This is a genomic window from Amycolatopsis sp. NPDC028719 (assembly GCF_055565395.1).
The window spans coordinates 72,561-95,685 of the sequence record NZ_JBVHUL010000012.1; the positions used below are offsets into that span (position 1 = coordinate 72,561).

At 71.4% G+C, this 23,125-nt stretch carries 21 protein-coding genes; 12 read left to right on the forward strand and 9 right to left on the reverse strand.

Translation table 11 applies throughout. From position 1 onward, the window contains the following. The first annotated feature begins 5 nt into the window (after positions 1-5). Together ACZ4TR_RS40610 and purE are read left to right on the forward strand one after the other, a co-directional pair. Positions 6-1,190, forward strand: a complete 1,185-nt coding sequence (locus tag ACZ4TR_RS40610; protein ID WP_465293459.1) for a 5-(carboxyamino)imidazole ribonucleotide synthase — start codon at positions 6-8, stop codon at positions 1,188-1,190. 10 nt (positions 1,191-1,200) lie between these two features. Further along, positions 1,201-1,698, forward strand: a complete 498-nt coding sequence (gene purE, locus ACZ4TR_RS40615; protein WP_465293460.1) for a 5-(carboxyamino)imidazole ribonucleotide mutase — start codon at positions 1,201-1,203, stop codon at positions 1,696-1,698. A 3-nt stretch (positions 1,699-1,701) separates the two neighbouring features. On the opposite strand, the gene ACZ4TR_RS40620 is transcribed toward purE, so the two are convergent. Further along, positions 1,702-2,391, reverse strand: coding sequence for an SDR family NAD(P)-dependent oxidoreductase (locus ACZ4TR_RS40620; protein WP_465293461.1), 690 nt, complete (start codon positions 2,389-2,391; stop codon positions 1,702-1,704). 105 nt (positions 2,392-2,496) lie between these two features. Here ACZ4TR_RS40620 and ACZ4TR_RS40625 point away from each other — a divergent pair, with 105 nt between their 5' ends. Then, positions 2,497-3,534, forward strand: a complete 1,038-nt coding sequence (locus tag ACZ4TR_RS40625) for an Lrp/AsnC family transcriptional regulator (protein ID WP_465293462.1) — start codon at positions 2,497-2,499, stop codon at positions 3,532-3,534. Here ACZ4TR_RS40625 and ACZ4TR_RS40630 read toward each other — a convergent pair. After that, complete coding sequence (locus ACZ4TR_RS40630) at positions 3,499-5,175, reverse strand: class I adenylate-forming enzyme family protein (RefSeq protein ID WP_465293463.1); 1,677 nt, start codon at positions 5,173-5,175, stop codon at positions 3,499-3,501. The genes ACZ4TR_RS40625 and ACZ4TR_RS40630 overlap by 36 nt on opposite strands. Before the next feature lie 115 nt (positions 5,176-5,290). Between ACZ4TR_RS40630 and ACZ4TR_RS40635 the strand changes: the two genes are divergently transcribed. The 5 genes from ACZ4TR_RS40635 (at position 5,291) to ACZ4TR_RS40655 (ending at position 9,279) form a co-directional block, all read left to right on the forward strand. Continuing rightward, the gene (locus tag ACZ4TR_RS40635) at positions 5,291-6,448 is read left to right on the forward strand and encodes an acyl-CoA dehydrogenase family protein (RefSeq protein WP_364529002.1); all 1,158 of its coding nucleotides are present in this window, start codon (positions 5,291-5,293) and stop codon (positions 6,446-6,448) included. 385 nt (positions 6,449-6,833) lie between these two features. Then, positions 6,834-7,295 carry an esterase/lipase family protein gene (locus tag ACZ4TR_RS40640; protein ID WP_465293464.1) on the forward strand — a complete coding sequence of 154 codons (462 nt, stop codon included), beginning with the start codon at positions 6,834-6,836 and terminating at the stop codon, positions 7,293-7,295. Further along, positions 7,292-7,774 (forward strand): triacylglycerol lipase, encoded by a 483-nt coding sequence (locus tag ACZ4TR_RS40645; RefSeq protein WP_465293465.1) that lies wholly within the window; start codon positions 7,292-7,294, stop codon positions 7,772-7,774. Before ACZ4TR_RS40640 ends, ACZ4TR_RS40645 begins: the two co-directional genes overlap by 4 nt. 68 nt (positions 7,775-7,842) lie before the next feature. Next, complete coding sequence (locus ACZ4TR_RS40650) at positions 7,843-8,268, forward strand: hypothetical protein (protein ID WP_465293466.1); 426 nt, start codon at positions 7,843-7,845, stop codon at positions 8,266-8,268. Positions 8,269-8,418: 150 nt separating this feature from the next. Next, positions 8,419-9,279: a DUF1206 domain-containing protein gene (locus ACZ4TR_RS40655; protein WP_465293467.1), complete on the forward strand. Its 861-nt coding sequence runs from the start codon at positions 8,419-8,421 to the stop codon at positions 9,277-9,279. On the opposite strand, the gene ACZ4TR_RS40660 is transcribed toward ACZ4TR_RS40655, so the two are convergent. Then, a complete protein-coding gene (locus ACZ4TR_RS40660; protein ID WP_465293468.1) occupies positions 9,243-11,168 on the reverse strand; it encodes a GTP-binding protein in 1,926 nt (641 codons plus the stop codon). The genes ACZ4TR_RS40655 and ACZ4TR_RS40660 overlap by 37 nt on opposite strands. A gap of 258 nt (positions 11,169-11,426) precedes the next feature. Between ACZ4TR_RS40660 and ACZ4TR_RS40665 the strand changes: the two genes are divergently transcribed. After that, complete coding sequence (locus tag ACZ4TR_RS40665) at positions 11,427-11,867, forward strand: DoxX family protein (protein ID WP_364529546.1); 441 nt, start codon at positions 11,427-11,429, stop codon at positions 11,865-11,867. A gap of 61 nt (positions 11,868-11,928) precedes the next feature. On the opposite strand, the gene ACZ4TR_RS40670 is transcribed toward ACZ4TR_RS40665, so the two are convergent. Beyond that, positions 11,929-12,639: a TIGR03089 family protein gene (locus ACZ4TR_RS40670; RefSeq protein WP_364526398.1), complete on the reverse strand. Its 711-nt coding sequence runs from the start codon at positions 12,637-12,639 to the stop codon at positions 11,929-11,931. Positions 12,640-12,747: 108 nt separating this feature from the next. On the opposite strand from ACZ4TR_RS40670, the gene ACZ4TR_RS40675 reads away from it, so the two are divergent. Next, positions 12,748-13,578, forward strand: coding sequence for an NmrA family NAD(P)-binding protein (locus tag ACZ4TR_RS40675; RefSeq protein ID WP_465293469.1), 831 nt, complete (start codon positions 12,748-12,750; stop codon positions 13,576-13,578). 6 nt (positions 13,579-13,584) lie between these two features. Here ACZ4TR_RS40675 and ACZ4TR_RS40680 read toward each other — a convergent pair whose 3' ends face one another. Further along, positions 13,585-14,877 carry an LCP family protein gene (locus ACZ4TR_RS40680; protein WP_465293470.1) on the reverse strand — a complete coding sequence of 431 codons (1,293 nt, stop codon included), beginning with the start codon at positions 14,875-14,877 and terminating at the stop codon, positions 13,585-13,587. Between the two features lie 37 nt (positions 14,878-14,914). Further along, positions 14,915-16,435 (reverse strand): LCP family protein, encoded by a 1,521-nt coding sequence (locus ACZ4TR_RS40685; protein WP_465293471.1) that lies wholly within the window; start codon positions 16,433-16,435, stop codon positions 14,915-14,917. Positions 16,436-16,575: 140 nt separating this feature from the next. Between ACZ4TR_RS40685 and rfbB the strand changes: the two genes are divergently transcribed. Together rfbB and rfbD are read left to right on the forward strand one after the other, a co-directional pair. After that, positions 16,576-17,565, forward strand: coding sequence for a dTDP-glucose 4,6-dehydratase (gene rfbB, locus ACZ4TR_RS40690; RefSeq protein WP_465293472.1), 990 nt, complete (start codon positions 16,576-16,578; stop codon positions 17,563-17,565). Between the two features lie 9 nt (positions 17,566-17,574). After that, positions 17,575-18,462 carry a dTDP-4-dehydrorhamnose reductase gene (rfbD, locus tag ACZ4TR_RS40695; protein WP_465293473.1) on the forward strand — a complete coding sequence of 296 codons (888 nt, stop codon included), beginning with the start codon at positions 17,575-17,577 and terminating at the stop codon, positions 18,460-18,462. Between the two features lie 109 nt (positions 18,463-18,571). Here the strand turns inward: rfbD and ACZ4TR_RS40700 are convergent, their stop codons facing one another. From ACZ4TR_RS40700 to ACZ4TR_RS40710, 3 genes are read right to left on the reverse strand one after another with little or no spacing between them, the layout of a single operon-like run. Next, complete coding sequence (locus ACZ4TR_RS40700; protein WP_364526410.1) at positions 18,572-19,657, reverse strand: glycosyltransferase family 4 protein; 1,086 nt, start codon at positions 19,655-19,657, stop codon at positions 18,572-18,574. Next, positions 19,650-22,151 (reverse strand): glycosyltransferase, encoded by a 2,502-nt coding sequence (locus ACZ4TR_RS40705; protein ID WP_465293474.1) that lies wholly within the window; start codon positions 22,149-22,151, stop codon positions 19,650-19,652. Before ACZ4TR_RS40705 ends, ACZ4TR_RS40700 begins: the two co-directional genes overlap by 8 nt. A 30-nt stretch (positions 22,152-22,181) precedes the next feature. Then, a complete protein-coding gene (locus ACZ4TR_RS40710) occupies positions 22,182-23,117 on the reverse strand; it encodes a glycosyltransferase family 2 protein (protein ID WP_465293475.1) in 936 nt (311 codons plus the stop codon). Positions 23,118-23,125: the final 8 nt, after the last annotated feature.

Consider the following 23,125-nt stretch of genomic DNA (forward strand, 5'->3'; position numbering starts at 1 on the left):
CCGCTATGGACAAACACACCGGTCTGCCCGTCGTGGGCATGGTGGGCGGCGGTCAGCTGGCCCGGATGACCCACCAGGCGGCGATCTCCCTCGGCCAGTCCCTGCGCGTGCTCGCGGCGGGGGAAAACGAAGCCGCAGGGCTCGTCGCGGGCGACGTCTCGCTGGGGCACCACACCGACCTCGACGCGCTGCGGAAGTTCGCGGCGTCGGTCGACGTGCTCACGTTCGATCACGAGCACGTGCCGGGCGAGCACCTGCTGACGCTGGCGATGGAGGGCTACCTCATCCGGCCGGCGCCGGCGGCGCTGGGCTTCGCGCAGAACAAGCTGGTGATGCGCGAGATGATGGCGGGCCTCGGCGTGCCGGGCCCGGCCTTCGCCGAGGTGTCCACTGTGGACGACGTGGTGAAGTTCGGCGGCGAGCACGGCTGGCCGGTCGTGCTCAAGGCGTCGACCGGCGGGTACGACGGCCGCGGCGTCTGGATGCTGGACACCGCGCGGCACGCCCGCGAGACCGTGCCGGAGCTGCTCGAAGCGGGCACGGCGCTGCTGGTCGAGGAGAAGGTGGCGATGCGGCGGGAGCTGGCCGCGCTCGTCGCCCGCTCGCCCTTCGGCCAGGGGGCGGCGTACCCGGTGGTCGAGACGGTGCAGACCGGCGGGATCAACACCGAGGTGCTGGCCCCGGCGCCCGGGCTCGCGCCGGAGCGCGTGCACGAGGCGCAGGACCTGGCGCTGCGGGTCGCGTCGACGCTGGACGTCACCGGGCTGCTCGCGGTCGAGCTGTTCGAGACCGACACCGGGCTGCTGGTCAACGAGCTGGCCATGCGCCCGCACAACTCCGGGCACTGGACCATGGACGGCGCGCGCACGTCGCAGTTCGAGCAGCACCTGCGGGCGGTGCTCGACTACCCGCTGGGCCGGACGGACCTGATCGCGCCGGCGTGCGTGATGGCGAACGTGCTGGGCGCGCCGGAGCTGCCCGAGATGGGGCCGGACGAGCGGCTGCACCACCTGTTCGCGCGGTACCCCGAGGCGCGGGTGCACCTGTACGGCAAGCAGGAGCGGCCGGGGCGCAAGCTCGGGCACGTCAACTTCACCGGCGAGCGCATGGACGACCTGCGCGACCGCGCGCTGCTGTCGGCGCACTGGCTGTCCCACGCCGTCTGGCTCGACGGCTACGAAATCCACTAGGAGATCAGGTATGGCGCCGCAGGTGGGCGTGATCATGGGCAGCGACTCGGACTGGCCGACCCTGGAGGCGGCCGGTGCGGCGCTGGACGAGTTCGGCGTCGAGTACGAGGTCGGCGTCTACTCGGCGCACCGCACCCCGCAGCGCATGCTGGACTACGCGACGTCGGCGGTGGCCCGCGGCATCCGCGTGATCATCGCGGGCGCGGGCGGCGCGGCCCACCTGCCGGGCATGGTCGCCTCGGCGACGGTGCTGCCGGTGATCGGCGTCCCGGTCCCGCTGAAGTACCTGGACGGCCTGGACTCGCTGCTGTCGATCGTCCAGATGCCGGCGGGCGTCCCCGTGGCGACGGTCTCGGTGGGCGGCGCGCGCAACGCGGGCCTGCTGGCGGTCCGCATCCTGGCGGCGTCGGACGAGGGCCTGCGCTCGAAGATGGCGAAGTTCCAGCAGGACCTGGAGAAGCTGGTCCTGGACAAGGACGCGGCCCTGCGGGCGAAGACCGGCCACTAGCCGTCACCACGGCACGGTCTTGCCCTCGCGGTCCAGGAACTCGAGGCCGGGCCGGCCCCGCTTCGCGAGCAGGACGTCGACCACCTTCGGGACGGTTTCCTCCATGGTGAACGGCGCGTCCGGGCCGCCCAGGGCCGTGCGGATCCAGCCGGGGGCCACGAGGGCCAGCGCCCGCCCGGTCTCGGCCTGCCGGGCCGCGAAGCTGCGCATGAACATGTTCAGCGCCGCCTTGCTGCCGCGGTAGACCTCGCGTGAGCCGGCCGTGTTGTTCGTGATGCTGCCCTGCCCGGAGGACATCGCGCCGATGAGCCCGTCGGTGGGCACGAGGTCCTGGAGCGCTTCGATGACGCGCATCGGGCTGAGCGCGTTGGTGACCATGACGTCGACGAAGTCGGCGGTCGGCACTTCGCCGATCGGAGTCGCCGGGTTGTTCGTCGTGCCGGCGTTGACGAAGAGGACGTCGAGCCGGCGGCCGGCGAGCCGTTCGCGCAGGGGCGGCAGCTGATCGGGCTCGGTGATGTCGAGGTGCTCGACCTCGACGCACCCGTCCGACGCCTCCGCCAGGTCGTGCAGGGGTGTCCGGGCGGCCGGGTCGCGGACGGTGCCGATCACGTGCCACCCGCGGGCGGCGAGCTCGGTGGCGATCGCGTGACCGAGTCCGCGCGACGCCCCGACGATGAGGGCGGTCTCCATGGTCGTTCCCTTCGGTCGAGTGCCCTCCGAGTCTGTCCACCCGAGCGTCGACCACACCCGTCCGGACGGTGGATTTGTAGGATTGCCTCGATGACAGGAGCGTCGATGGCCGAATCCGTCAGTGTGCAGCCCGACGATGTGCGTCTCATCCGCGCGCTCCAGATCGCTCCGCGGGCCTCGTTCGCCTCGATCGCGGCCGCACTCGGCGTCACCGAGAACGCGGTCGGCCGTCGCTATCGGCGGCTTCGCGCCGAGGGCGTCCTGCGCGTCGCCGGCATCGTCGACCCGGGAGCGCTGGGCCAGAGCAAGTGGCTGGTGCGGCTGCGGTGCCGTCCCGGGAGCGTCGCGGCGATCGCCGACGCCCTCGCGAAGCGCGACGACGTCAGCTGGGTGGGGCTCTGCGCCGGGGGTTCCGAGATCGGGTTCGCGGTGCGGTCGCGGACCCGGCGACAGCGCGACGACCTGCTCGGTCAGCAGCTGCCGCGGACCGCGGCCGTCCTCGACATCCACGCGTCCGCGATGCTTCGCCAGTTCGTCGGCGGCCGCGGGCACTACTGGGCCGCGCTGCGGGGCACGCTGGCTCCCGAGCAGGAAGCACTGCTCGGGACCGACGAGTCGCCGTTCACGGAAGCGCCGGTCGTGGCCCGCGAACCCGTGCGCCTGACCGCCGAGGACGAGAAGCTGCTCGACGTCCTCGCCGCGGACGGCCGCGCCGCCCTGGTCGACCTCGCCGCGGCGGCGGACCTCACGCCCGGCCGTGCCGCACGTCGCCTGGAGACGCTGATCCGGCTGCGCGTCGTCCACATCGATGTCGAGATCGCGGCCGAGGCGCTCGGCTACCACGCCCGGGCGAACCTCTGGCTGCGCGTGCACCCCTCGGCGGTCAAGGATGTCGGGCGCACGCTCGCGCAGATGCCGGAAATCGCCTTCGCCGCGGCGGTTTCCGGGTCGTACAACGTCCACGCCGTCGCGCACTGCCGGGACCTCGACGAGCTGTTCGAGTTCACCTCGGACCGGATCGGCTCGCTGCCCGGGCTGCAGAGCATGGAGGTCTCGCCGCTGCTCAAGCACGTCAAGCAGGCCGGCACGCTCCTGTCCGGCGACCGCCTAGCCGGGCAGCTCGCCGATCAGCTGCTGCCGTAGCTCCCGCTTGAGCACCTTGCCGGCGGCGGACACCGGGATCTGCTCGACCACATGGATCTCGCGCAACCGCTTGTAGGGCGTCACTTTCTCGTTGACCGCGGCCATCAGCTCGTCGGCGTCCAGGGAACCGCGGGGCACCACGAACGCCACCGGCAGTTCGCCGACCTCGGTGTCGGGCCGGCCCACCACGGCCGCCGCCGCGACGCCGGGCATCGTGATCAGCAGCTCCTCCAGCTCGCGCGGGAAGACGTTGTACCCCTTGTACAGCAGCATGTCCTTCTTGCGGTCCACGATGGACAGATAGCCGTCCGCGTCGAGGATGCCGACGTCGCCGGTGTGGAGCCAGCCGTCGACCAGGGCGGCCGCCGTCTCCTCCGGGCGGTTGCGGTAGCCGAGCATGATTTGCGGCCCGCGCAGGCAGACCTCGCCCTTCTCGCCCGCCGGGAGCGGGTCTTCGCCGCCTTCGGCCGGGACGACCTTGACCTCGGTGTCGAAGATCGGCACGCCGACCGAGCCGACCTTGCGCGTGCCCGAGCGGTAGGTCGGGGAGATGACCGCGCCCATGGTCGCTTCGGTGAGGCCGTACCCCTCGGCGACGACCACGCCCGGGAACCGCTCGCGCAGCGCGTTGATCATCGCGTGGTTCATCGGCGCCGCGCCGGAGCCGATCGACTTCACCGAAGACAGGTCCGCGGTGTGGAACGACGGCGTCGCGAGCAGCGCGGCGAACAGTGCGGGCGCGCCGCCGATGCCGGTGATGCGCAGCCGTTCGGCGTCGGTGACGTACGCCGCCGGGTCGAAGCGGGAGTGCAGGACGATCGTCGTGCCGGCGATCACCGCCGCGTTCAGCCCGCCGATGATGCCCATCGCGTGGAACCACGGCGTCAGGTTGATCGCGACGCCGGTGCCCAGGCGCGTCGGCCACTCGTCCTCGCTGCCGACCTGGTCGAGGGTGACGTCGCCGTGGGCGTCGAGTGCCGGCACCGAACCGCTGCCCCAGCATGCGTGCTGCAAGGTGTTGACCACGACGTTGCGGTGGGAGAGCCGCACGCCCTTCGACCGGCCGGTGGTGCCACCGGTGTAGGCCAGGTGCGCGAGGTCGTCGTGGATCGCTACGTCGGCTTCGGGGCGCGTCTCCGGGTGGCCGGCCTGGAACGCCTCGAACTCGACGGCGCCCTCGGGCAGGTCGGCGGTGGGGTTCACGACGACGGTCAGCCGGGCCGGGATCCGGTCGGCGACGCTCGCGAGCACCCCGGCGACCGGCCCGTACGTCACGACGGCCGCGGCCTCGCAGTCGGCGAGCTGGAAGGCGAGGTCGTCCGGCGGGAGCAGCGGGTTGGCCGGGCTGAACGTCGCCCCGGCCAGCACGGTGCCGTAGTAGGCGACCGGGAAGGCCAGGCAGTTCGGCAGGTGCAGCGCCACGACGTCGCCGCGGCCCACGCCCCGCTCCCGCAGCGCGTGGGCGAAGCGGCAGGCCGCGCGGTAGGTCTCGGCGAAGGTGAGGCTGCGGCCGTCGTGGGCGAAGGCGGTCCGGTCACCCCAGCGGGCGGCGCCCGCGGCGATGAGGGAACCGACCGGGGCTTCGGGGTAGTCGAGGGAGGCGGGCAAACCGGGCGGCGTCGTCGGCGCGGTGAGCGGCATCACCCGACGGTACGAGTTGTGCGGTCAACGACACAAGGACGAGTGCGGACGCGTGCAGTGAACGAGCGCTAACATCGATGAAACCCTCCCGACGTCGTAGAGAAGGTGACCGGAAGTGACCGACGGCCTGTACCAGCTTGCCGAGGAGCACGAGGAGCTGCGGGCCGCGGTCCGGGCCCTGGCCGAGAAGGAGATCGCGCCGTACGCGGCCGAGGTCGACGAAAACGAGCGCTACCCGATCGAGGCGTACAACGCGCTGGTCAAGTCCGGGTTCAACGCCGTCCACATCGGCGAGGAGTACGACGGCCAGGGCGCGGACGCCGTGGGTGCCTGCATCGTGATCGAGGAGGTCGCGCGGGTCGACGCGTCGGCGTCGCTGATCCCGGCGGTGAACAAGCTCGGCACGCAGCCGATCATCCTGTCGGCTTCGGAAAGCGTGAAGAAGCTGGTGCTGCCCTCGATCGCGTCGGGTGAGGCTTCGGCGTCGTACGCGCTCTCGGAGCGCGAAGCGGGTTCGGACACGGCATCGATGCGCACGCGCGCCCGGCTCGACGGTGACCACTGGGTGCTCAACGGCACCAAGGCGTGGATCACGAACGCGGGCGAGTCGTCCTGGTACACGGTGATGGCCGTGACCGACCCGGACGCGGAGAAGAAGGCCAACGGCATCTCGGCGTTCGTCGTGCACAAGGACGACCCGGGCTTCTCGGTGGGCCCGAAGGAGAAGAAGCTCGGCATCAAGGGCTCCCCGACGCGCGAGATCTACTTCGAGAACTGCACGATCCCCGAGGACCGCATCATCGGCGAGCCGGGCACGGGCTTGAAGACGGCGCTGCGGACGCTCGACCACACCCGCCCGACGATCGGCGCGCAGGCACTGGGCATCGCCCAGGGCGCGCTCGACGCGGCCATCGCGTACGTGAAGGACCGCAAGCAGTTCGGCAAGTCGATCGCGGAGTTCCAGGGCGTCCAGTTCATGCTGGCCGACATGGGCACCAAGATCGAGGCGGCCCGCCACCTGGTGTACGCCTCGGCGGCGGCTTCCGAGCGTGGGGACAAGCGGGCCGGGTTCATGGCTTCGGCTGCGAAGGCTTATGCGTCCGACATCGCGATGGAGGTGACCACGGACGCGGTCCAGCTCTTCGGTGGGGCTGGGTACACGCGGGACTTCCCGGTGGAGCGGATGATGCGGGACGCGAAGATCACGCAGATCTACGAGGGGACCAACCAGATCCAGAAGGTTGTCATGGCTCGGGCGCTGCTCAAGGGGTAATTCGGCACCTTCGGAGCGGTCAAAGGACTAGCCCGGCACCCCGAAGCCCTGATTGTGACTACGGCCGGCGGTACCGCGTCAAGGCGGGAAAGATGCCTTGACCCGGCACCGCCGGCCGTGTTTTGGCTTCGGATCGGGGTGCGGGGGAGGTCTGGGTGCTCGTTGGCCTGATTTCGAGCTGACCCTCGCGTTTGCGTGAGCCCCTGGCACTTAGGTGCCGGGGGCTTTGTCATGTCCATGAGTGGCACTTTGCCTGTTGTGTGTCACTCGTAGCAGGTCACGCGCCGGAAGAAAACACTCACCGGGGGGAGTGTCCGAACAAGTTACCTGCGCGTTAAGCCTACGGTGACGCGGGTCACCATCGGTTCACAGAGAGGTGAAGCGGATGGGCGCAACGACGCGCAGGTGGCTCACGGCGGCCGTCGCCACGGTGGCGGCTCTGGCACTGGAGGCCGGGGCCGCCCAAGCGGCCGAAAAGGAACCCACCGGGCCTGTGCAGCCCAACATCCTCACGGCCGCCCTCTACTCGCTCGGTGCGCCCACCATCGCGCCGCCCGGGGCGAACGACTGGAACTGCAAACCCGGCGATGCCCACCCGAATCCCGTGCTGCTCTCCAACGGGACCACCGCCAACGCCTACGAAAACTGGGCAAACCTCTCCCAGAAGCTCGCCAACGCCGGCTACTGCGTCTTCGCCGGCAACTTCGGCGGGGCGCCCGGGAGCTTCCTGCAGACCGTCGGGCCCATCGCCGACACCACGAAAGCGCTTGCCGCCTTCGGGGACAAGATCCTCCGGGCCACCGGGCCGAGAAACTCGACGTCGTCGGGCACTCGCAAGGCGGGATGAACGTCCGGTACTGGATCAAGTACCTCGGCGGCGCCGGCAAGATCAGCCGGCTCGTCGGGCTGTCGCCGTCCAATCACGGGACCGACCTCTTCGGCCTGCTCAGCACCCTCGAAATGATCCCCGGCGTCCCCGCCGCGCTCGGGACCGTCTGCCAAGCGTGCAACGAACAGGCCGTCGGCTCGGACTTCATCACCGGCCTCAACGCCGGTGGCGAGACCGTCGACGGCATCCAGTACACCGTCATCCAGACCCGCTACGACGACGTCGTCACGCCCTACACCAGCGCGTTCCTCGCCCCGAAGCCGAACGTCAAGAACATTCTGCTGCAGAACGTCTGCGGGCTCGACTTCACCGACCACCTCGGCATCACCTACGACCCCGTCGCCCAGGGGCTGGTGCTCAACGCGCTCGATCCGGCGCACGCCAAGACGCCGCCCTGCGTGCCGGTGCCGCCCGTGATCAGCGGGCAGATCGGCTGAAGTTCGCCACATGAGACATAACCCACCGCCGGGGCGGATTTCCGCTCCGGCGGTGTCACTCTCGAAGCATGTACTGGCCGCTTCCGGCGTCCTGGACGCCCCACGACGAAGCCGAGCTGCTCGCCGGCTGGCGGCTGTGGCTCGAACTGTCCGACCGCGCCTGGCCGACGGCCGCCTGGGACGGCACGCCCGCCGGTGCCGTCGCCCAGCTGCGGGAGCTCTTGGCCGCGTGTGACGACATCGAGACGGCCTACCGCGAGACGGCGAAGACGCCGTCGCCCGGGTTCCGGCGCCTGGTGCAGGGCCTCGTCGTCACGGCGGGCACGGCGATCGGGCTCTGGTGGGACGACTTCGACCCGCTCGACAGTGAACGCGCCGCCCTGCTCCACGACGACCTCGCGCGCTTCGCCGAACAGGCCGAGCAGGTGCTGGCGCTGCTCGCGGCCAACGGCGGCTGGACCGGGCTCGACGAGGTCCGCCGCCGTCCCGGCTAGGGCTTCACCGAGGCCGACGCCGGGTTGGTGGTCCCAGTGCTCGATCCGGCGCGAGACGGTCGCGCCTCCGTGCCGGAATCGTCCCGTCACAGCGCGCGATTCCGCCGCATGGCCCAGCGGGGTACGGCGCGGAGCGGGTACTCCCAGGGAATGAACCGGACATCAGAAGGCGCCAAAGAGGGCGCGAAAGAGGGCGCGCACCGGACCGAGGCCGAAGCCGACAGAGGCGAGAAGAGCAACACCGCTCAGCTGCTCGGCCGGATCGGCATGGCCTGCTACGGCGTCGTCCACCTCGTCATCGCCTATCTGGCCCTGCAGATCGCCTTCGGGGACAGTGAGCAGGCCGACCAGAAGGGTGCGCTGCAGCAGATCGGCTCGACGGCGTTCGGCCAGGTGCTGCTCTGGATCCTCGCCATCGGCCTGGTCCTGTTCGGGCTCTGGCAGTTCCTGATGGCCGCGACCGGCTACGAATGGGTAAGCGGCGGCAAGCGCACGCGCAAGCGGATCGGCGCGGCCGCACGCGGTGTCGTCGTGGTCGTGCTTGGCTTCACCGCCTTCCGGATCGCGACCGGCAGTGGCGGCGGCGGCTCGGGGAACCAGAGCCAGCAGGAGTTCACCGCCAAGCTGCTCCAGCTGCCGTTCGGGCGGGCGCTGGTGGTCATCGCCGCCGCGGCCGTTCTCGGTGTCGCGATCGCCGCCGGGATCAAGGGCTACAAGAAGAAGTTCCTCGAAGACCTGAACACCACCGAGCTGCCGGGGAAGACCAAGCGCTGGGTCAGCTGGCTCGGCACCACGGGCTACCTCGCCAAGGGTGTCGTCTTCACCATCGTCGCGATCCTCCTCGCCATCGCCGGGTTCAAGGCTGACCCGAACAAGGCCGGCGGGCTGGACGCCGCGCTCAAAACGCTCGCCGCCCAGCCCTTCGGCACCGCGCTGCTGACCGTCGTGGCCCTCGGCCTCGCCGCGTTCGGCGCCTACTGCTTCGGCGCGGCCTGGGCCCACAAGCGCTGACGCCGGGCGACTTGCGCCAGGTATTCCTTGCGGTCCAACGGGTTGTCGTCGGTCCGCGGCCGAACCGGCGGCGGGCCCGGGTAGGGCCGGTAGTCCGCGAACTCGCTGAGGAAGACGCCTTCGCCCTGGCTGAGCGCCGGTAGTGCCTGTTCGAACACGTGGACGTGCTCGGCCGGGATCGTGCCCTGCAGCGTGCACGACGACGGCCCCACGACCGGTTCCCCGGGCACCGCGCGCAGGTCGGCGAGCTTGAGCAGTACCGCGCTGACGGCGTTCGCCGGGACCTCCAGCTCGAAGCGGTGCACCGGCTCGTGCACCCGCGTGCCGGCCTGCTTCAGCGCCGCCATCAGCACCAGCGGCGTCATCTTGCGGAAGTCGCCCGCGGCGCTGAGCGGGCTGAAGAACGCCGTGTGCGTCAGCGTGACGGCGACGTCCCGCACCGGCCAGCCGTACAGCCCCTGCTCGAGTGTGGCGTGAACGGTCTCCTCGATGGCCTTGTGGAACGCGAGCGGCAGCGAGCCCAGCTCGACCGAAAGCCCGAACGTGACGCCGGGCCCGGGTTCCACCCGCAGCCCGACCGTCGCGAAGAAGTACAGCCGTTGTTCCGGATCCAGCTCCTCGACGGCTTCCCCGCGGCCGACCGGCTTCTCGGCGTACAGGGTGCGCGTCCGCTCGAACGTGACGTCGATGCCGGCACCGTCGGCCAGCATCGAGCTCAGGACTTCCTTCTGCACTTCGCCGTAGAGCCGCACCGAAATGTCCGGCCCGTGGCGGCGGACGTCGATCAACGGGTCCTCTTCGGACAGCCGGGTCAGCGCCGTGAACAGCGCCGCCGCCTGCTCCGGGCGGACCGGCCGCACCACGGTCTCGAGGCTCGGCGGCGTGAACACGCCGTCGCGAGCGGCACCCGGTGAGCCGAGCCGGTCGCCGATCCGGACCTCCCGCAACCCGCGCACCCGGGCGACGTCACCGGCGAGTGCCACGTCGTCGCCGGCGACTTCGAGCGCGGAGACGCGGCCGGTGAGCTCGGTTTCGCCGCGGTAGAAGGAAATCCGCTGCCGCACCGCCAGGGAACCGGAGTGCAGCCGCGCGTAGGCGATCTTCTCCCCGGCCCGGCCGCGGTCGATCTTGAACACGGTCGCGTGCAGGGGTCCGTCGCCAGTGCGCTCGGTGGCCGGGAGCAGCTCGGCCATCGCCGTGACGAGGTCCGCGACGCCGGTGCCGGTGATCGCCGACCCGGACAGCACCGGGTGCAGCGCGCCGCGCGCGACCTGCCGGGCCAGCTCGGCGCGGCAGGCCGCTTCGTCGACGCGCTCGTCCACGTAGGACTCCAGGAACGCGTCGTCGCCGTCCGCCAGGATTTCGCCCAGCTCGGCCGGGAACGCGGGGGTGCTCACGGCGTCCGGTGTCCCGGCGCCGGTGACGGTGCTGAGGGCGACCGTGCGCGGCGCCAGCTTCGCGCGGACGTCGTCGAGCAGGTCGCGGGCGCCCCCGCGGTCGATCTTGTTGACGAAGATCAGGGCGGGGATGCCGAGCCGGCGCAGGGTGCGCATCAGCACGCGGGTCTGGGCCTGGACGCCTTCGACGGCCGACACCACCAGGACGGCCCCGTCGAGCACGCGCAGCGCGCGCTCGACCTCGGCGATGAAGTCCGAGTGGCCCGGGGTGTCGATGAGCGTGATCCGCGTGTCGCCGGTCGTGAACGAGGCCACCGCGGAGCGGATGGTGATGCCGCGACGGCGTTCGAGCTCGAGGGAGTCGGTCTGGGTGTCGCCGCGGTCGACGCTGCCGAGGTGCGTGATGGCGCCCGCCTCGAAGAGCAGGCGCTCGGTCAGGCTGGTCTTACCGGCGTCGACGTGCGCGAGGATGCCGATGTTCAGGGTTTTCACGGTCGTGGGAGATCCTTTGCGATGCGGGGGACAGGCCGGGCGGAACGGTCTGTCGGCGCATCGGGGTCTCCTCACGGTCGCGGACGCAGGTCAGGGCGAAGATAGCCCTCCGGCGGGGCGCGCGAAACCGGTTTTCGGGGGCCCGGTCGTCCCTGTCGGTTCCCTGTCGATCACCCTCCGGAGCTTCGATCCGGGGTGCCCGGGCCCTAACTTGGGGCGGGTCAGTTGAAAATTCACCCACCGGGGAGCTGAAACCGGATGTTCGGACGATTCAAGGACGTGGCCCTGTTGCTGGGGAGGATCGGCGTCGCGGTCGTCTTCCTCGCGCACGGCCTCCAGAAGTGGAACAACGGCATCGACGGCACCGCGAAGTTCTTCTCGATGACGGGCATCCCGATGCCCACGGTCGCCGCGGTCTTCGCGATGACCGTCGAAATCCTCGGCTCGATCGCGTTCATCATCGGGTTCCTGATGCCGCTGGTCGGCATCGGGTACGTCGTGATCTCCGTGGGCGCGCTGCTCTCGGTGCACATCGACAACGGACTGACCGGCCAGGGCGGCTACGAGCTGGTCCTCGTGCTCGCGCTCGCCGGGCTCGCCCTCGGCTTCAACGGCGGCCGGCTCTCGCTGGACCACCTGCTGTGGGGCCGCAAGCGGGCCCGCCGCGACGCCGACGTCGGCGAGCTCCAGAACGCCTGACCCAAGTCCGTGAATGTCGCATCGAGGGACTTGAAGTCCCTCAATGCGACATTCACGGCTTTCAAGCGGGGAGGTCCGCCGTGGTGCGCTCGGCGTCGCGGCGGGCGGAAAGCTTCGCCTCGTCCGCGTTGCTCACGTGGACGAGGTGCGCGCCGGCCGCGAGGGGGACGAGCAGGCCGTCGAGGATGCCCTCCGGGCCGCTCCAGTCCCGGGTGGACAGCACCCGGTCGTCCGCGCCGAGGCCGAGTTTCGCCGCGCGGGCGCGGGCTTCCGCCAGTACCTCGTCCACTGTGGACTCGAACAGGGCGGCCGTGTCGCCGGGGATCGGGAAGAGCGGGCTGTACTGGTCGCCCGCCAGCCGGGACTCGCTCAGGTAGTCGAACGCGCCGCCGCCCGGCGGCTCGGACAGACCGCGTCCCATCGGGTCCAGCGTCACGACGGCGGTCGCGGTCGCGCCGGTCGGCTCCGGGTCGTCCGGCCCGACGAACGCCACCCGCGCGCCGGCGCCTTCGGTCACGACGCGCGCCCCGCACCACCACGCGCCGAGCAGCACGCCCACGGTCTGCCAGTGCGCCGGCAACTGCACCGCCACGGCGTCGCCCGGCTCGATGTCGAACTCCTCGGTCAGCCAGTTCGCCGTCTTCGCCGCCCAGTTGGCGGTCGTCGCCACGGACAGCTCGACGCGGCTGCCCAGCTGGTCGTCGTAATGGGTGATCAACGGTTTGGCGGGCGAGGCCAGCAGCGGCCGCAGCAGCTCGTCGGTCAGGCTCATGCGGACAGGCTAAAGCGCGGACCACGCGCCGCGCCGGTTGACACCGCCACTTCGGTCTCAGTACGTTTGCTTTGCAAGCAAATACAATTTGAGAGCTGGGGGACAGCCATGACCATTCTCGTCACCGGGGCCCGTGGACACGTCGGCCGCGCCGTGCTCGACGCGCTCGTCACCGCGGGTCAGGACGTGCGCGCGTCGAGCCGCGACGCCGCCACGGTCGACGTCCCGACCGCCAAGGTGAGCGCCGACCTGGAAGATCCGTCCACGCTGGACGCCGCGCTCGACGGCGTCGAGTCGGTGTTCCTGTACACGCGGCCGTCGGGGATCGAGGGCTTCGTGAAGGCGGCCGAGGCGGCCGGCGTGCGGCACGTCGTGCTGCTGTCGTCGGGGGCGACGCTCGAACCGAAGTCCGCGCAGAGTCGCGTCGCGCGCCTGCACCGGGCCGTGGAGGAGGCACTGATCGCGGCGCCGTTCGCGGAGACACTGCTCAACCCGGGCTCGTTCGCGACGAACGCGCTCGGCTGGCGCGCGGACATCGCAGAGAGCGTCGTCCGCACGCCGTACCCGGACTCGCGGGTCGGCGCGATCCACGAGCGGGACATCGGTGACGTCGCGGCGAAGATCCTGGCGTCCGGTTCGCACGCCGGGCAGGCGCTGCAGCTGAGCGGGCCTTCGCCGATCAGCTTCCGCGAGCAGGCCGAGGTGCTCGCGGACGTCCTCGGCCGGCCGCTGCGCGTCGAGGAACTGACGCCGGAGCAGGCCGCCGAGCGGATGACCTCGCTGGGCTGGCCGCCCGAGGTGCCGCCGGAGATCCTGCGGGCGATGGAGCGGACGACGCGGGAGCCGTCCGTGGTGACGGACGTGGTGCGCGAGGTGACCGGGCACGCTCCGCGGACGTTCCGGCAGTGGGCGGAGGACCACCACGCCGACTTCGCCTGAGCTCCGTCAGTTGACGCAGGGGACTCCGTCGGAGGCTTGGCGCAGCGGTGCCGCGACGGGGGCGGCACCGCTGCTCGAGCCGCCACCCGCCGGTGCCTTGGCCGGGACCTGAGCGGCGGAGCGCCCGGCCAGGCCCGCCACGAACTCGCGGACCGCCTTCGGGTCGATCTCCACGATGCTCTGGCCGTCTTCACTCCGGCCGTTCGCCGTGATGACCGGGATCGTCGCGAACGCCAGGTCGCCCGAGGCGATGCCCTTCGCCTGCTGCGCGAACTGCAGCAGGTCGAGCCCGGGGTCCAGGGTCAGCGACCGGTGCACCGCGTCCATCAGGTCGCTCAGCGTGCCCGGGCTGGTCAGCGTGCCCGCCGAAAGCACCTGGTGCAGGGCCGAGGACAGGAACGCCTGCTGCCGCACGATCCGGTCGAGGTCACCGCGCGGCAGGTTCTTCCGCTGCCGGACGAACGACAGCGCTTCGCCGCCGGACACCGTTTGCGGGCCGCGGCGGAAGTTCGCGCCCGAGTCCTTGTCCTCGGTCGAGTGGTTCAGGCACACCTTCACGCCGCCGAGCGCCTCGGTGAGCAGGTAGAAGCCCAGCAGGTTGACCTCGGCGTAGTGGTCGACGCGCACCTGCGTGAGGTCCTGCACCGCCTGCACCAGCACCCGGCGGCCTTCGGTGTCGGAGTCGCGTTCGATCTTCGCCTGGTCACGCTCGCCCTGCGCACGCAGCTGCTGCGCGAAGTGCGCCTTCGCGATGCCGTACGCCGAGTTGATCTTCGCCTTGCCGCGGCCCGGAACGTCGGTCCACGTGTCCCGCGGCACCGACACCGCCGACGGCTTCGAACCGTTCTTCGGCACCCGCAGCAGGATCACCGTGTCGGTGTTCACCGCGCCGCTGTTGGCCTCGGTCCGCAGCTCCTTGAGCACCCGCGGCGGAAGCTGGTTGCCCTGCGCGTCCGTCCGCGCGTCGCTGCCGACGAGCAGGATGTCGTCCGCGCCGTCGTCCGCGGGCGGCGGCGCGGGCTCACCGGCGCGCGGGGTGAGCGCGTCGGTCGTCGGGACGGTGCTCTGCAGCTGGTCCTTGGTGACGTAGGCGTAGCCGCTGGCGCCGAGCGCGAGCACCGACACGAGCCCGACCGCGATCCGGCGGGTGACCCGCCCGGCCCGCCGCATCCGAGACGGCTTCGCGGCCACCGGAGCGGGTTCCGCTTCACGCGGGAACGGCGACGGCTTCCACTCGGGGTCGTCGCGCTCCGTCACCGGCTCGGTGGCCGATTCCGGCTGTTCCTGGTCGTCTTCCATCCTGGTTTACCTCCCCCGACCACCCTGCGTGCCCAGTCTAGTTGACGCAGGGAACGTCGCCCGCGGTGATCGGCGGGGCGGCGGGGGCGGAAGACACCGGGGCCGACGGCGGCTTCGGGGTCGAGCTCGGCGCACCGCCCGGGCCGGCGGAAGAGCTGCGGAAGTCCTTGCCCAGCAGCACGCGCACGTGCCCGGCGGCGACGTCCCGATCCGGCTCGGCCTGGGCGCTGGTGCCCAGCGCCTGCTTGACCAGGTCCAGCGCGGCGCTGTCGGCCGGGTTGTACCGGATGACGGTGGTGTTGCGGGTGCTCAGCTTCTGGTCGGCGGCGACCGTGAAGCCCTTGCCCGCGAGCATCGTGTGCGTTTGGCCGGCCAGCGCCGCGGCACCCGAGCCGTCGAACAGCTCGACGGTGACGGCTTTCGCGCCCGGTACCTGGGTGGCCGACGGAGCCGCCGGGGTGTCGCCGTCCGAGGTCAGCCGCGTCACCTCGGCCTGAACGGCGGCTTGGTCGACCTTCAGCACGTCGGCGCCGCCGATCACCGCGTTGCCCAGCGTGGGGATGGTGTGGAACTCGATGTTGCCGCCGGTCAGGCCGCGCATCTGCTCGGCGAACTCGGTCAGGTCCCAGCCCTGGGAGACCACCACGGACTTCTTCACCGCGGACACGAGGTCGGCGATCTTGCCGGGGCTGGTCAGGACGTCGCTCGAGATGACCTTGCGGGCCAGCCCGGACAGGAACGCCTGCTGCCGCGCGATCCGGTCGAGGTCGTAGTTGGGCAGGCCGTAGCGCTGCCGCACGAACGCGAGCGCCTGCACGCCTTCGATCGTCTGGCGCCCGCCCGGCAGGTCCACGCCGGACTTCACTTCCTTGACCGGTCCGTTGAGACAGACCTCGACGCCGCCGATCGACTTGGTGATCTCGTAGAAGCTCGCCAGGTTCACCTCGGCGTAGCGGTCGATCATGCCCGGCTTGCCGATGAACTTCTCGATCGTGGCGATCAGGTTCTTCCGCCCGGCGACCTTCGCCTGCGCGTCGGCCTGCTTGAGGTCGGTCATGCCCTGGCGCTGCAACGTTTTGTAAGTGTCCGTGTACGCGTAGACGAACGCGCTGTTGAGCTTGTGCTTGCCGTAGCCGCCGGCCAGCTCCACCCAGGAGTCGCGGGGGAACGAGAGCGCGATCGCGTGCTTCCCGTTCTGGGGGATGTGCACCAGGATCATCGTGTCGGTGTTCAGCTCGCCGTCGGAGACGCCGGCGTGCAGCATGTCCAGCACCTCGCGGGGCAGCGGGTTGCCCTGCGCGTCGGTGCGGCTGTCCTGGCCGACCAGGAGGATGTCGATGGCGCCGTCGAGCGGCTTCGCGTGCGCCTCGGTGTCGGCGAAGACGTTCGTGGTGGTCAGGCCGGTGTTCGGGTCACCGATGAAGTGCCAGCCGTACCAGGTCAGGGCCAGGATCGCGACGGAGAGCAGCGACACGACGACTTTGCCGCCGCGGCGTGCGAGGACCGCGACGCCGTAGCTCCGGCGCCCCGGGACGGGCGGCGCAGGCCATTCGGTCACGCGCTTCCTCCCCTGTGAAACCCGTGCTTCCCCCAGGGCACCCCTGTGCCTGACGACCATGACTCTACTGAGGGTGTTGTTGGACCTCCGTAGGCTGGGGGCCGATTGCCCCGGACGGGGGCCGAGGGAAAGGCGGGAAGATGCGGGTCCTGGTCACCGGTGGTGCCGGCTTCATCGGGTCGCACTACGTCCGGCAGACGCTGAGTGGCGCTTACCCCGCGCTGCGTGACGCCGAGGTGGTGGTGCTGGACAAGCTCACCTACGCCGGCAACGAGGCCAACCTGGCCCCGGTCGCCGCCGACCCGCGGCTCGAGTTCGTCCGCGGCGACATCTGCGACGCGCGGCAGGTCGCCGAGGTCATGTCGGGAGTCGACCTCGTCGTGCACTTCGCCGCCGAGTCGCATGTGGACCGTTCGATCCTCGGCGCCGCCGACTTCGTCCTGACCAACGTGCTCGGCACGCAGAACCTGCTGCAGGCGGCCCTGGAAGCCGGCGTCTCGAAGTTCGTCCACGTGTCCACGGACGAGGTGTACGGCTCGATCGAGACCGGCTCCTGGACCGAAGACCACGTGCTGGAGCCGAACTCGCCCTATTCGGCGTCCAAGGCGTCCTCCGACCTGGTGGCGCGGTCGTTCTTCCGCACCCACGGGCTGCCGGTGTGCGTCACGCGGTGTTCCAACAACTACGGTCCGTACCAGTTCCCCGAGAAGGTCATCCCGCTGTTCGTGACCAACCTCCTCGACGGGCGGAAGGTGCCGCTCTACGGCGACGGGCTCAACGTCCGTGACTGGCTGCACGTGGACGACCACTGCCACGGCATCCAGCTGGTCGCCGACGGCGGCCGGCCCGGCGAGATCTACAACATCGGCGGCGGCACCGAGCTCACCAACCGTGAGCTGACGGAGAAGCTGCTCGCGGCGGTCGGGGCGGGCTGGGACAGCGTCGAGCCGGTCGAGGACCGCAAGGGGCACGACCGCCGGTACTCGGTGGACATCGCGAAGATCGCTTCGGAGCTGGGGTACGCTCCGCGCGTGTCCTTCGAGGACGGTCTGGCCGCGACGGTGGCCTGGTACACGGACAATCGCGCGTGGTGGGAGCCCCTGGCGGACCGGGCCGCGCTGAAGAAGTAGGGGTTTTTCGTGCCGCTGACGGTGCTTGTGCCCGGGGGTTCCGGGCAGCTCGGCCGGGATCTCGCCGCGCTGGCTTCCCCCGACGTCGACGTCGTCGCGCCGGGATCGGCCGAGCTGGACGTGACCCAGGCCGGCCAGGTCCTGGCGGCGGTCGGCGCGCTGGCCGACCGCGCGCGTGAAGCGGGTTCGGCGCCGGTGGTGATCAACGCGGCGGCGTACACGGCGGTCGACAAGGCCGAGACGGACGAGGAGCGGGCGTTCGCGGTGAACGCGGACGGGCCGCGCGTCCTGGCGGCGGCCTGCGCTTCCCGCCGGGTGCCGCTGATCCACGTGTCGACGGACTACGTCTTTTCGGGCGACGCATCCGAGCCTTATGAGCCTTCCGACGAACTGGGACCGCGGTCGGCGTACGGCCGGACGAAGGCGGCCGGGGAGGACGCGGTGCTCGGGTCGGGGGCCTCGTCGTGGGTGGTGCGGACCGGGTGGCTGTACGGGCTCGCCGGGTCGAACTTCGTGAAGACCATGGTGCGCCTGGAGTCTTCCCGGGACACGCTGTCCGTTGTGGACGATCAGGTCGGTGGTCCTACTTGGACTTCCGACTTGGCGTCCGGGTTGCTGGAGCTGGCTTCCCGGGTGGCGGCCGGCGACGGGCCGGAGCGGCGGATCCTGCACTGCACGAACGCGGGCGCGGTGAGCTGGTGCGGCTTCGCCCGGGCGATCTTTTCCCGGTTGGGCGCGGACCCGGCGCGGGTCCGGCCGTGCACGACGGCGGAGTACCCGCAGGCGGCGGCGCGGCCGGCTTACTCGGTGTTGTCACCCGCTTCGTGGAAAGAAGCCTGGCTGACGCCGATGCGTCCGTGGGAAGAAGCACTGGACGCCTACTTCGCGGCCAAGTAGACCCAGACTCGAGCGCCCCAATGTGGCCTTCGGTGCGTTGAACGCAACCAAGGCGGCCTTCGGTGCGTTGAACGCAACCAAGGCCACATTGGGGCGCTTGGGGTCCGGGTCAGTGCCGGCCGGAGGCCAGCCGGTAGGCGCCGACCGTCAGCTCGGCGCACGTCCGCCACGTGAAGTTCGCCGCGTGCGCCCGGCGCGAGGCCGAGGTCGCCACCGCGTGCGGGTCCGTCACCGCCGTCCGCAACGCCTCCGCCAGCGCGTCCACGTCGCCGTACGGGACCAGGCTCGCGCACTCGCCCGCGACCTCGCGCAGCGCCGGGATGTCCGTGCACACCACCGGGACGTCCGAGGCCATCGCCTCCAGCACCGGCAGCCCGAACCCTTCGTCGCGCGAGGGCAGCACCAGCGCCGACGCCCCCGCCACCACCGTACGCAGGTCCACGTCGGACAGATAGCCGGTCTGCGAAGTCCGGGCACCCCGCGGGAACGGGCCCGGTCCGGCGAACACCAGGTCCGGCAGGTCCGGCGCCGCGTCGTGGGCGCGGGTCAGCCAGTCCAGGCCCTTGCGGGGCCCCGCTGCTCCGGCGAACAACAGGTACCGGGCGGGCAGCCCCAGCCGGGCGCGCCGCTCGTCGTCCGGTGGGCGCGCGGTGAACCACGCCGGGTTCACGCCGAGCGGCGTCACGACGATCTTGTCGCGGTCGACGTCCAGGCGCTCCGCCACCGAGTCGGCCACCGCCGCGGTCGGCGTGCAGATCACGTTCGCGCGGCGGGCACCGCGGCGGACCAGCTCCGGCAGACCGCGGTCGCTCGGGGCCAGCTCCGCCGGGTTGTCGAAGAAGGCCAGATCGTGGATCGTCACCACGCCCGCCGCGCGGAACCGGCCCGGCAGCACGAAGTTGGTGCCGTGCACGACGTCCGTCGACCCGGCGAACACCTCCACCGGCGGGAAGTCCGACCGCATCCACGCCGCCCGCAGCAGCCGCGCCGCCACCGGCATCCCGCGCGCCCGCGCGCCGTACGGGAGCACGTGCCGCAGCCGCCGCCAGCCGCGCAGCGTGAACGCCACCGCGCGCGTGTCCACCTCGGGGATCGACACCAGCTCTTCGATCAGCGCGGACGTGTACCGGCCGATCCCGGTGCGCGAGCCGAGGAGCGGGGTGCCGTCGAGGAGGACGCGCAGCGACCTAGCCACGACGGATCCGTTGCTTGGCGACCTTGAGCACGCGGCCGCCGACGCGCCGCGCCAGCTCGCCCGCCCCGCCCGCGGCGAGGTACTCGCGGACCAGGTCGACGTCGCGGCGCACCATCGCCCGGCCGCGTACCGCCGGCGTCGTCACCAGGTCCGCGGACCCGGGCAGCCGGTCGGCCGCCGGGCGCGGGTCGCGGCAGAACTCCACCAGCGGCTTCAATGCCTCCGGCCAGGTGTAGCGCTGCGCGACGACGGCGATCCGCTCGACGCAGCCCGCGGCGAACTCCTCGTCGTACAAGCACTTTTCGAGCGCCGCGGCGAGCGCGTCGGCGTCCTCGGCCGGCACGACGACACCGAGCCGTTCCGCCCGTACGAGGTCGGCGAACGAGTCGCCGTCGGTCGTCACGATCGGCAGGCCGGCCCACAGGTAGTCGAGCACCCGGGTGCGGAACGCGAACGTCGTCTCGACGTGCTCGTAGTGGGTCGTGACGCCGCAGTTCGCGTCGAGCAGCCAGTTCTGGCGCTCGTGGTAGGGCACCCACTGCTCGTTGAAGTAGACGTGCTTGCCGGTCAGCCCGAGCGAATCCGCCAGCCGGATCGTGCGCGTGCCGATGTCCATCTCGGCGACCTCGGGGTTCGGGTGCTTCATGCCGAGGAACACCAGCCGGACGTCGCCGCGGCGGCGGCGCAGCGTGTCGATCGCGCGCACCAGCGTCAGCGGGTCGAACCAGCTGTACACCCCGCCCGCCCAGAGCACGACGTGGTCGGTGCCGCCGAGACCGAGCGTCGAGCGCAGCCCCGGCCCGGTGCGGACCGGCGCCTGCGTCGGCAGTCCGAAGGGGACGACCGCCAGCAGCGACTGCGTCGTCGGGTCGGCGTCGTAGAGCCGCGGCGAAAGCCGGCCCAGCGCGGCCAGGTGGCCGAGCCACAGGTGCCGCTGCCGCTCGGACGCGCAGAGGAAGAAGTCGCCGCGCTCGATCTGGGCGTCCAGCACCCGGGTGACGCCGGCGAGGTCGGCCGCGCGCTTGTCGTCGGCGACGCCCTTGCCCTGCTCCAGCAGCTCCAGGTGCATCGGGTCGTAGAGGTCGGCGACGACGATCTTGCCGCTGTGCTCCTTCTTCAGCGACGGCGCGAGTTCGAGCACGTGACCCTGCAGCACGATGACGTCCGCCCAGGCGATCGGCGCCTCGAGCTCGCGGTGCTTGCCGGCGCTGATGCGGAACGGCGCGGGCGGCGGCGTCGCGAGCGGGTTGGTCGTGACAAGGTGGACGTCGTGCTCGGCGGCGAGGGCCAGCGCGATGTTCCACGCGCGGATCGCCGGGCCGGCCATCCGCTCGGTGAGCGCGTCGCCGGTGATCACCAGGATCTTGCGACGCTGCCCGAAGGCCTTTTCGATGCCGAACGCTTCGACGAGGATGTCGTGCGCGGCGAGGTAGCGCGGCAGCGGGTACGCGGGCTCCAACGCCTTGCGCAGCAAGGGAAGCAGGTCGGCGTCGGTGCGGACGCGGGCGGCCTGCTCGACCGCGCGCGACTCGGCCAGCGCCGGCAGCTGCTCGACGAACTGGTCGATGGCGAGGATCCCGGCGAGCGTGGTGCGCGGGATCGCGACGTCGCCGGACTCGATCGGGCCGACGCCCTTTTCGAGGTCCAGCTGGGTCGCGTCCAATTCGCCGCGGGCGGTGGCCCGGCGCACGGCCAGGGCAAGCGCCGCGGGCAACGCGCGGACCAGGGTTTCGTCGGAGAGGTTTTTGTAGAGCGCGGCGAGGGCGTTGCGTTCCAGGAGGAAGGTCTCGCGGCCGGTCTCCGGCGCGTCGACCGCGGCCATCGTGCCGTGGTGGCGGTGGTAGGCGAGCGATTCCGGCACGTACCGGACGCGCCAGCCGCGCAGGTTGAGCCGCCAGCCGAGGTCGACGTCCTCGTAGAACATGAAGAACCGCTCGTCGAAGCCGCCGAGCTCGGCGAACACGGCCGTGCGGACGAACATCGCGGAGCCGGTGCCGAACAGGACGTCCTTCGCGACCTCGTGCTCGGCCGCCGGGACGTCGGCCAGGGGCGAGCCCGCGTGGCGCTTGTAGCCCATGCCGAACCAGGTCAGGCCGCCGTCGACGAAGTCCGTGCCGGTGCCGTCCCAGTCGAGGACCTTGCTGGCGACGGCGGCGACGCGGGGTTGCGCGCGCAGCTCGGCGACCGCGGCGGAGACCCAGCCGGGCGCCGGGCGGGCATCGTTGTTGAGGAAACCGAGGACGGTGCCCTTCGCGTGCTTCGCCCCGAGGTTGCAGCCGCCGGCGAACCCGGTGTTGCGGCCGGCTTCGACGACGCGGGCCTGGGGGACCGCTTCCCGGATCCGGGCGGCTTCGTCCGAGTTGTCGACGCAGATCAGCTCGAGCTCGGGGTAGTCGTGTTCGGCGAGCGCGCGCAGGCACGTGATCGTGTCGTCGGCACCGCGGTAGTTCACCACGATCACCGAGACGAGCGGTTGCGGTTCCCCCTGCGCCAAAGCCAGCTCCTTCGTCGGGATTGCGCCAGCTTAAAGGCCGGCCCAAGCTTCCCAGACCGCGCCTCGGCCGAGCGCCGCCGCCCGGCCGATCCTGCGGCGGGCCGCCAGCGTCGCGGGGAGCCCGGCCACGACCTCGGCGAGGACGCGGCAGCGCAGGCCGAACCGGAAGTTCGGCGCGGCCGGACGGCCCGGCCGCAGCGGCAGCACCGCTGTCAACACGGCGAACTTCGCCAGCTGGTTCACCGCGACGCCGCGAGGGGCGCAGCGCAGCAGCATGAGCAGCCGGTTGCGCTCGTTCCAGCGGTGGAACAGCGGCGAACCCAGCTCGCTGCTGACGCCGTGGGCGTGCCGGACGCGGGCTTCGGGCGCCGCGACGACGTCCCACCCGGCCAGCCGCAGCCGCCACGCCGTGTCGGTGTCCTCGTAGTAGCAGAAGAACCCGGCCGGGACGCCGTGCACGCTCTTCAGCACGTCCGTCCGCAGGAGCGCCGCGCCACCGCAGAAGCCGAACACCTCGGCGGCGGGCTCGGTGAGGTCGGCACCGTGGCCGTCGGCGGTCAGCCGGACCCCGGCGGACTGCGTGCTCCCGTCGGGCCGGACCAGCCGCGACGTCGCCGCGCCGGCCAGCGGTGCTTTTTCGAGCGTGTCTTCCAGCGTCGCGAGCCAGTCGGGCTCGGGTTCGGCGTCGTCGTTCAGCCACGCCATCAGCGGAGTGTCGACGCGCTTCGCGGCGACGGCGAGCGCGCCCGCGTAACCCGTATTGCGGGGCAGGCGAATTACTTGCGGGTGCGAAGGATGGGCCGCGAGCAGGGCGGCGGTGCCGTCTTCGGAGGCGTTGTCCACCACGAGCGTCCGATGTGGACGCGTCTGCGCGGCGAGCGCGTCGAGGCAGGCGGTCACGTGCCCGGCACCCCGCCAGGTCACGACGACCACCGTGGTGGCGGGATTCGCGGTCACGTCCCGCACAATAGCCG

Bases quoted from the DNA above. Each gene is read 5' to 3' on its own strand.
- ACZ4TR_RS40610 (WP_465293459.1), top strand. From the start codon at position 6: ATGGACAAACACACCGGTCTGCCCGTCGTGGGCATGGTGGGCGGCGGT.
- purE (WP_465293460.1), top strand. From the start codon at position 1,201: ATGGCGCCGCAGGTGGGCGTGATCATGGGCAGCGACTCGGACTGGCCG.
- ACZ4TR_RS40620 (WP_465293461.1), bottom strand. From the start codon at position 2,391: ATGGAGACCGCCCTCATCGTCGGGGCGTCGCGCGGACTCGGTCACGCG.
- ACZ4TR_RS40625 (WP_465293462.1), top strand. From the start codon at position 2,497: ATGGCCGAATCCGTCAGTGTGCAGCCCGACGATGTGCGTCTCATCCGC.
- ACZ4TR_RS40630 (WP_465293463.1), bottom strand. From the start codon at position 5,175: ATGCCGCTCACCGCGCCGACGACGCCGCCCGGTTTGCCCGCCTCCCTC.
- ACZ4TR_RS40640 (WP_465293464.1), top strand. From the start codon at position 6,834: ATGGGCGCAACGACGCGCAGGTGGCTCACGGCGGCCGTCGCCACGGTG.
- ACZ4TR_RS40645 (WP_465293465.1), top strand. From the start codon at position 7,292: ATGAACGTCCGGTACTGGATCAAGTACCTCGGCGGCGCCGGCAAGATC.
- ACZ4TR_RS40650 (WP_465293466.1), top strand. From the start codon at position 7,843: ATGTACTGGCCGCTTCCGGCGTCCTGGACGCCCCACGACGAAGCCGAG.
- ACZ4TR_RS40655 (WP_465293467.1), top strand. From the start codon at position 8,419: ATGAACCGGACATCAGAAGGCGCCAAAGAGGGCGCGAAAGAGGGCGCG.
- ACZ4TR_RS40665 (WP_364529546.1), top strand. From the start codon at position 11,427: ATGTTCGGACGATTCAAGGACGTGGCCCTGTTGCTGGGGAGGATCGGC.
- ACZ4TR_RS40670 (WP_364526398.1), bottom strand. From the start codon at position 12,639: ATGAGCCTGACCGACGAGCTGCTGCGGCCGCTGCTGGCCTCGCCCGCC.
- ACZ4TR_RS40675 (WP_465293469.1), top strand. From the start codon at position 12,748: ATGACCATTCTCGTCACCGGGGCCCGTGGACACGTCGGCCGCGCCGTG.
- ACZ4TR_RS40680 (WP_465293470.1), bottom strand. From the start codon at position 14,877: ATGGAAGACGACCAGGAACAGCCGGAATCGGCCACCGAGCCGGTGACG.
- rfbB (WP_465293472.1), top strand. From the start codon at position 16,576: ATGCGGGTCCTGGTCACCGGTGGTGCCGGCTTCATCGGGTCGCACTAC.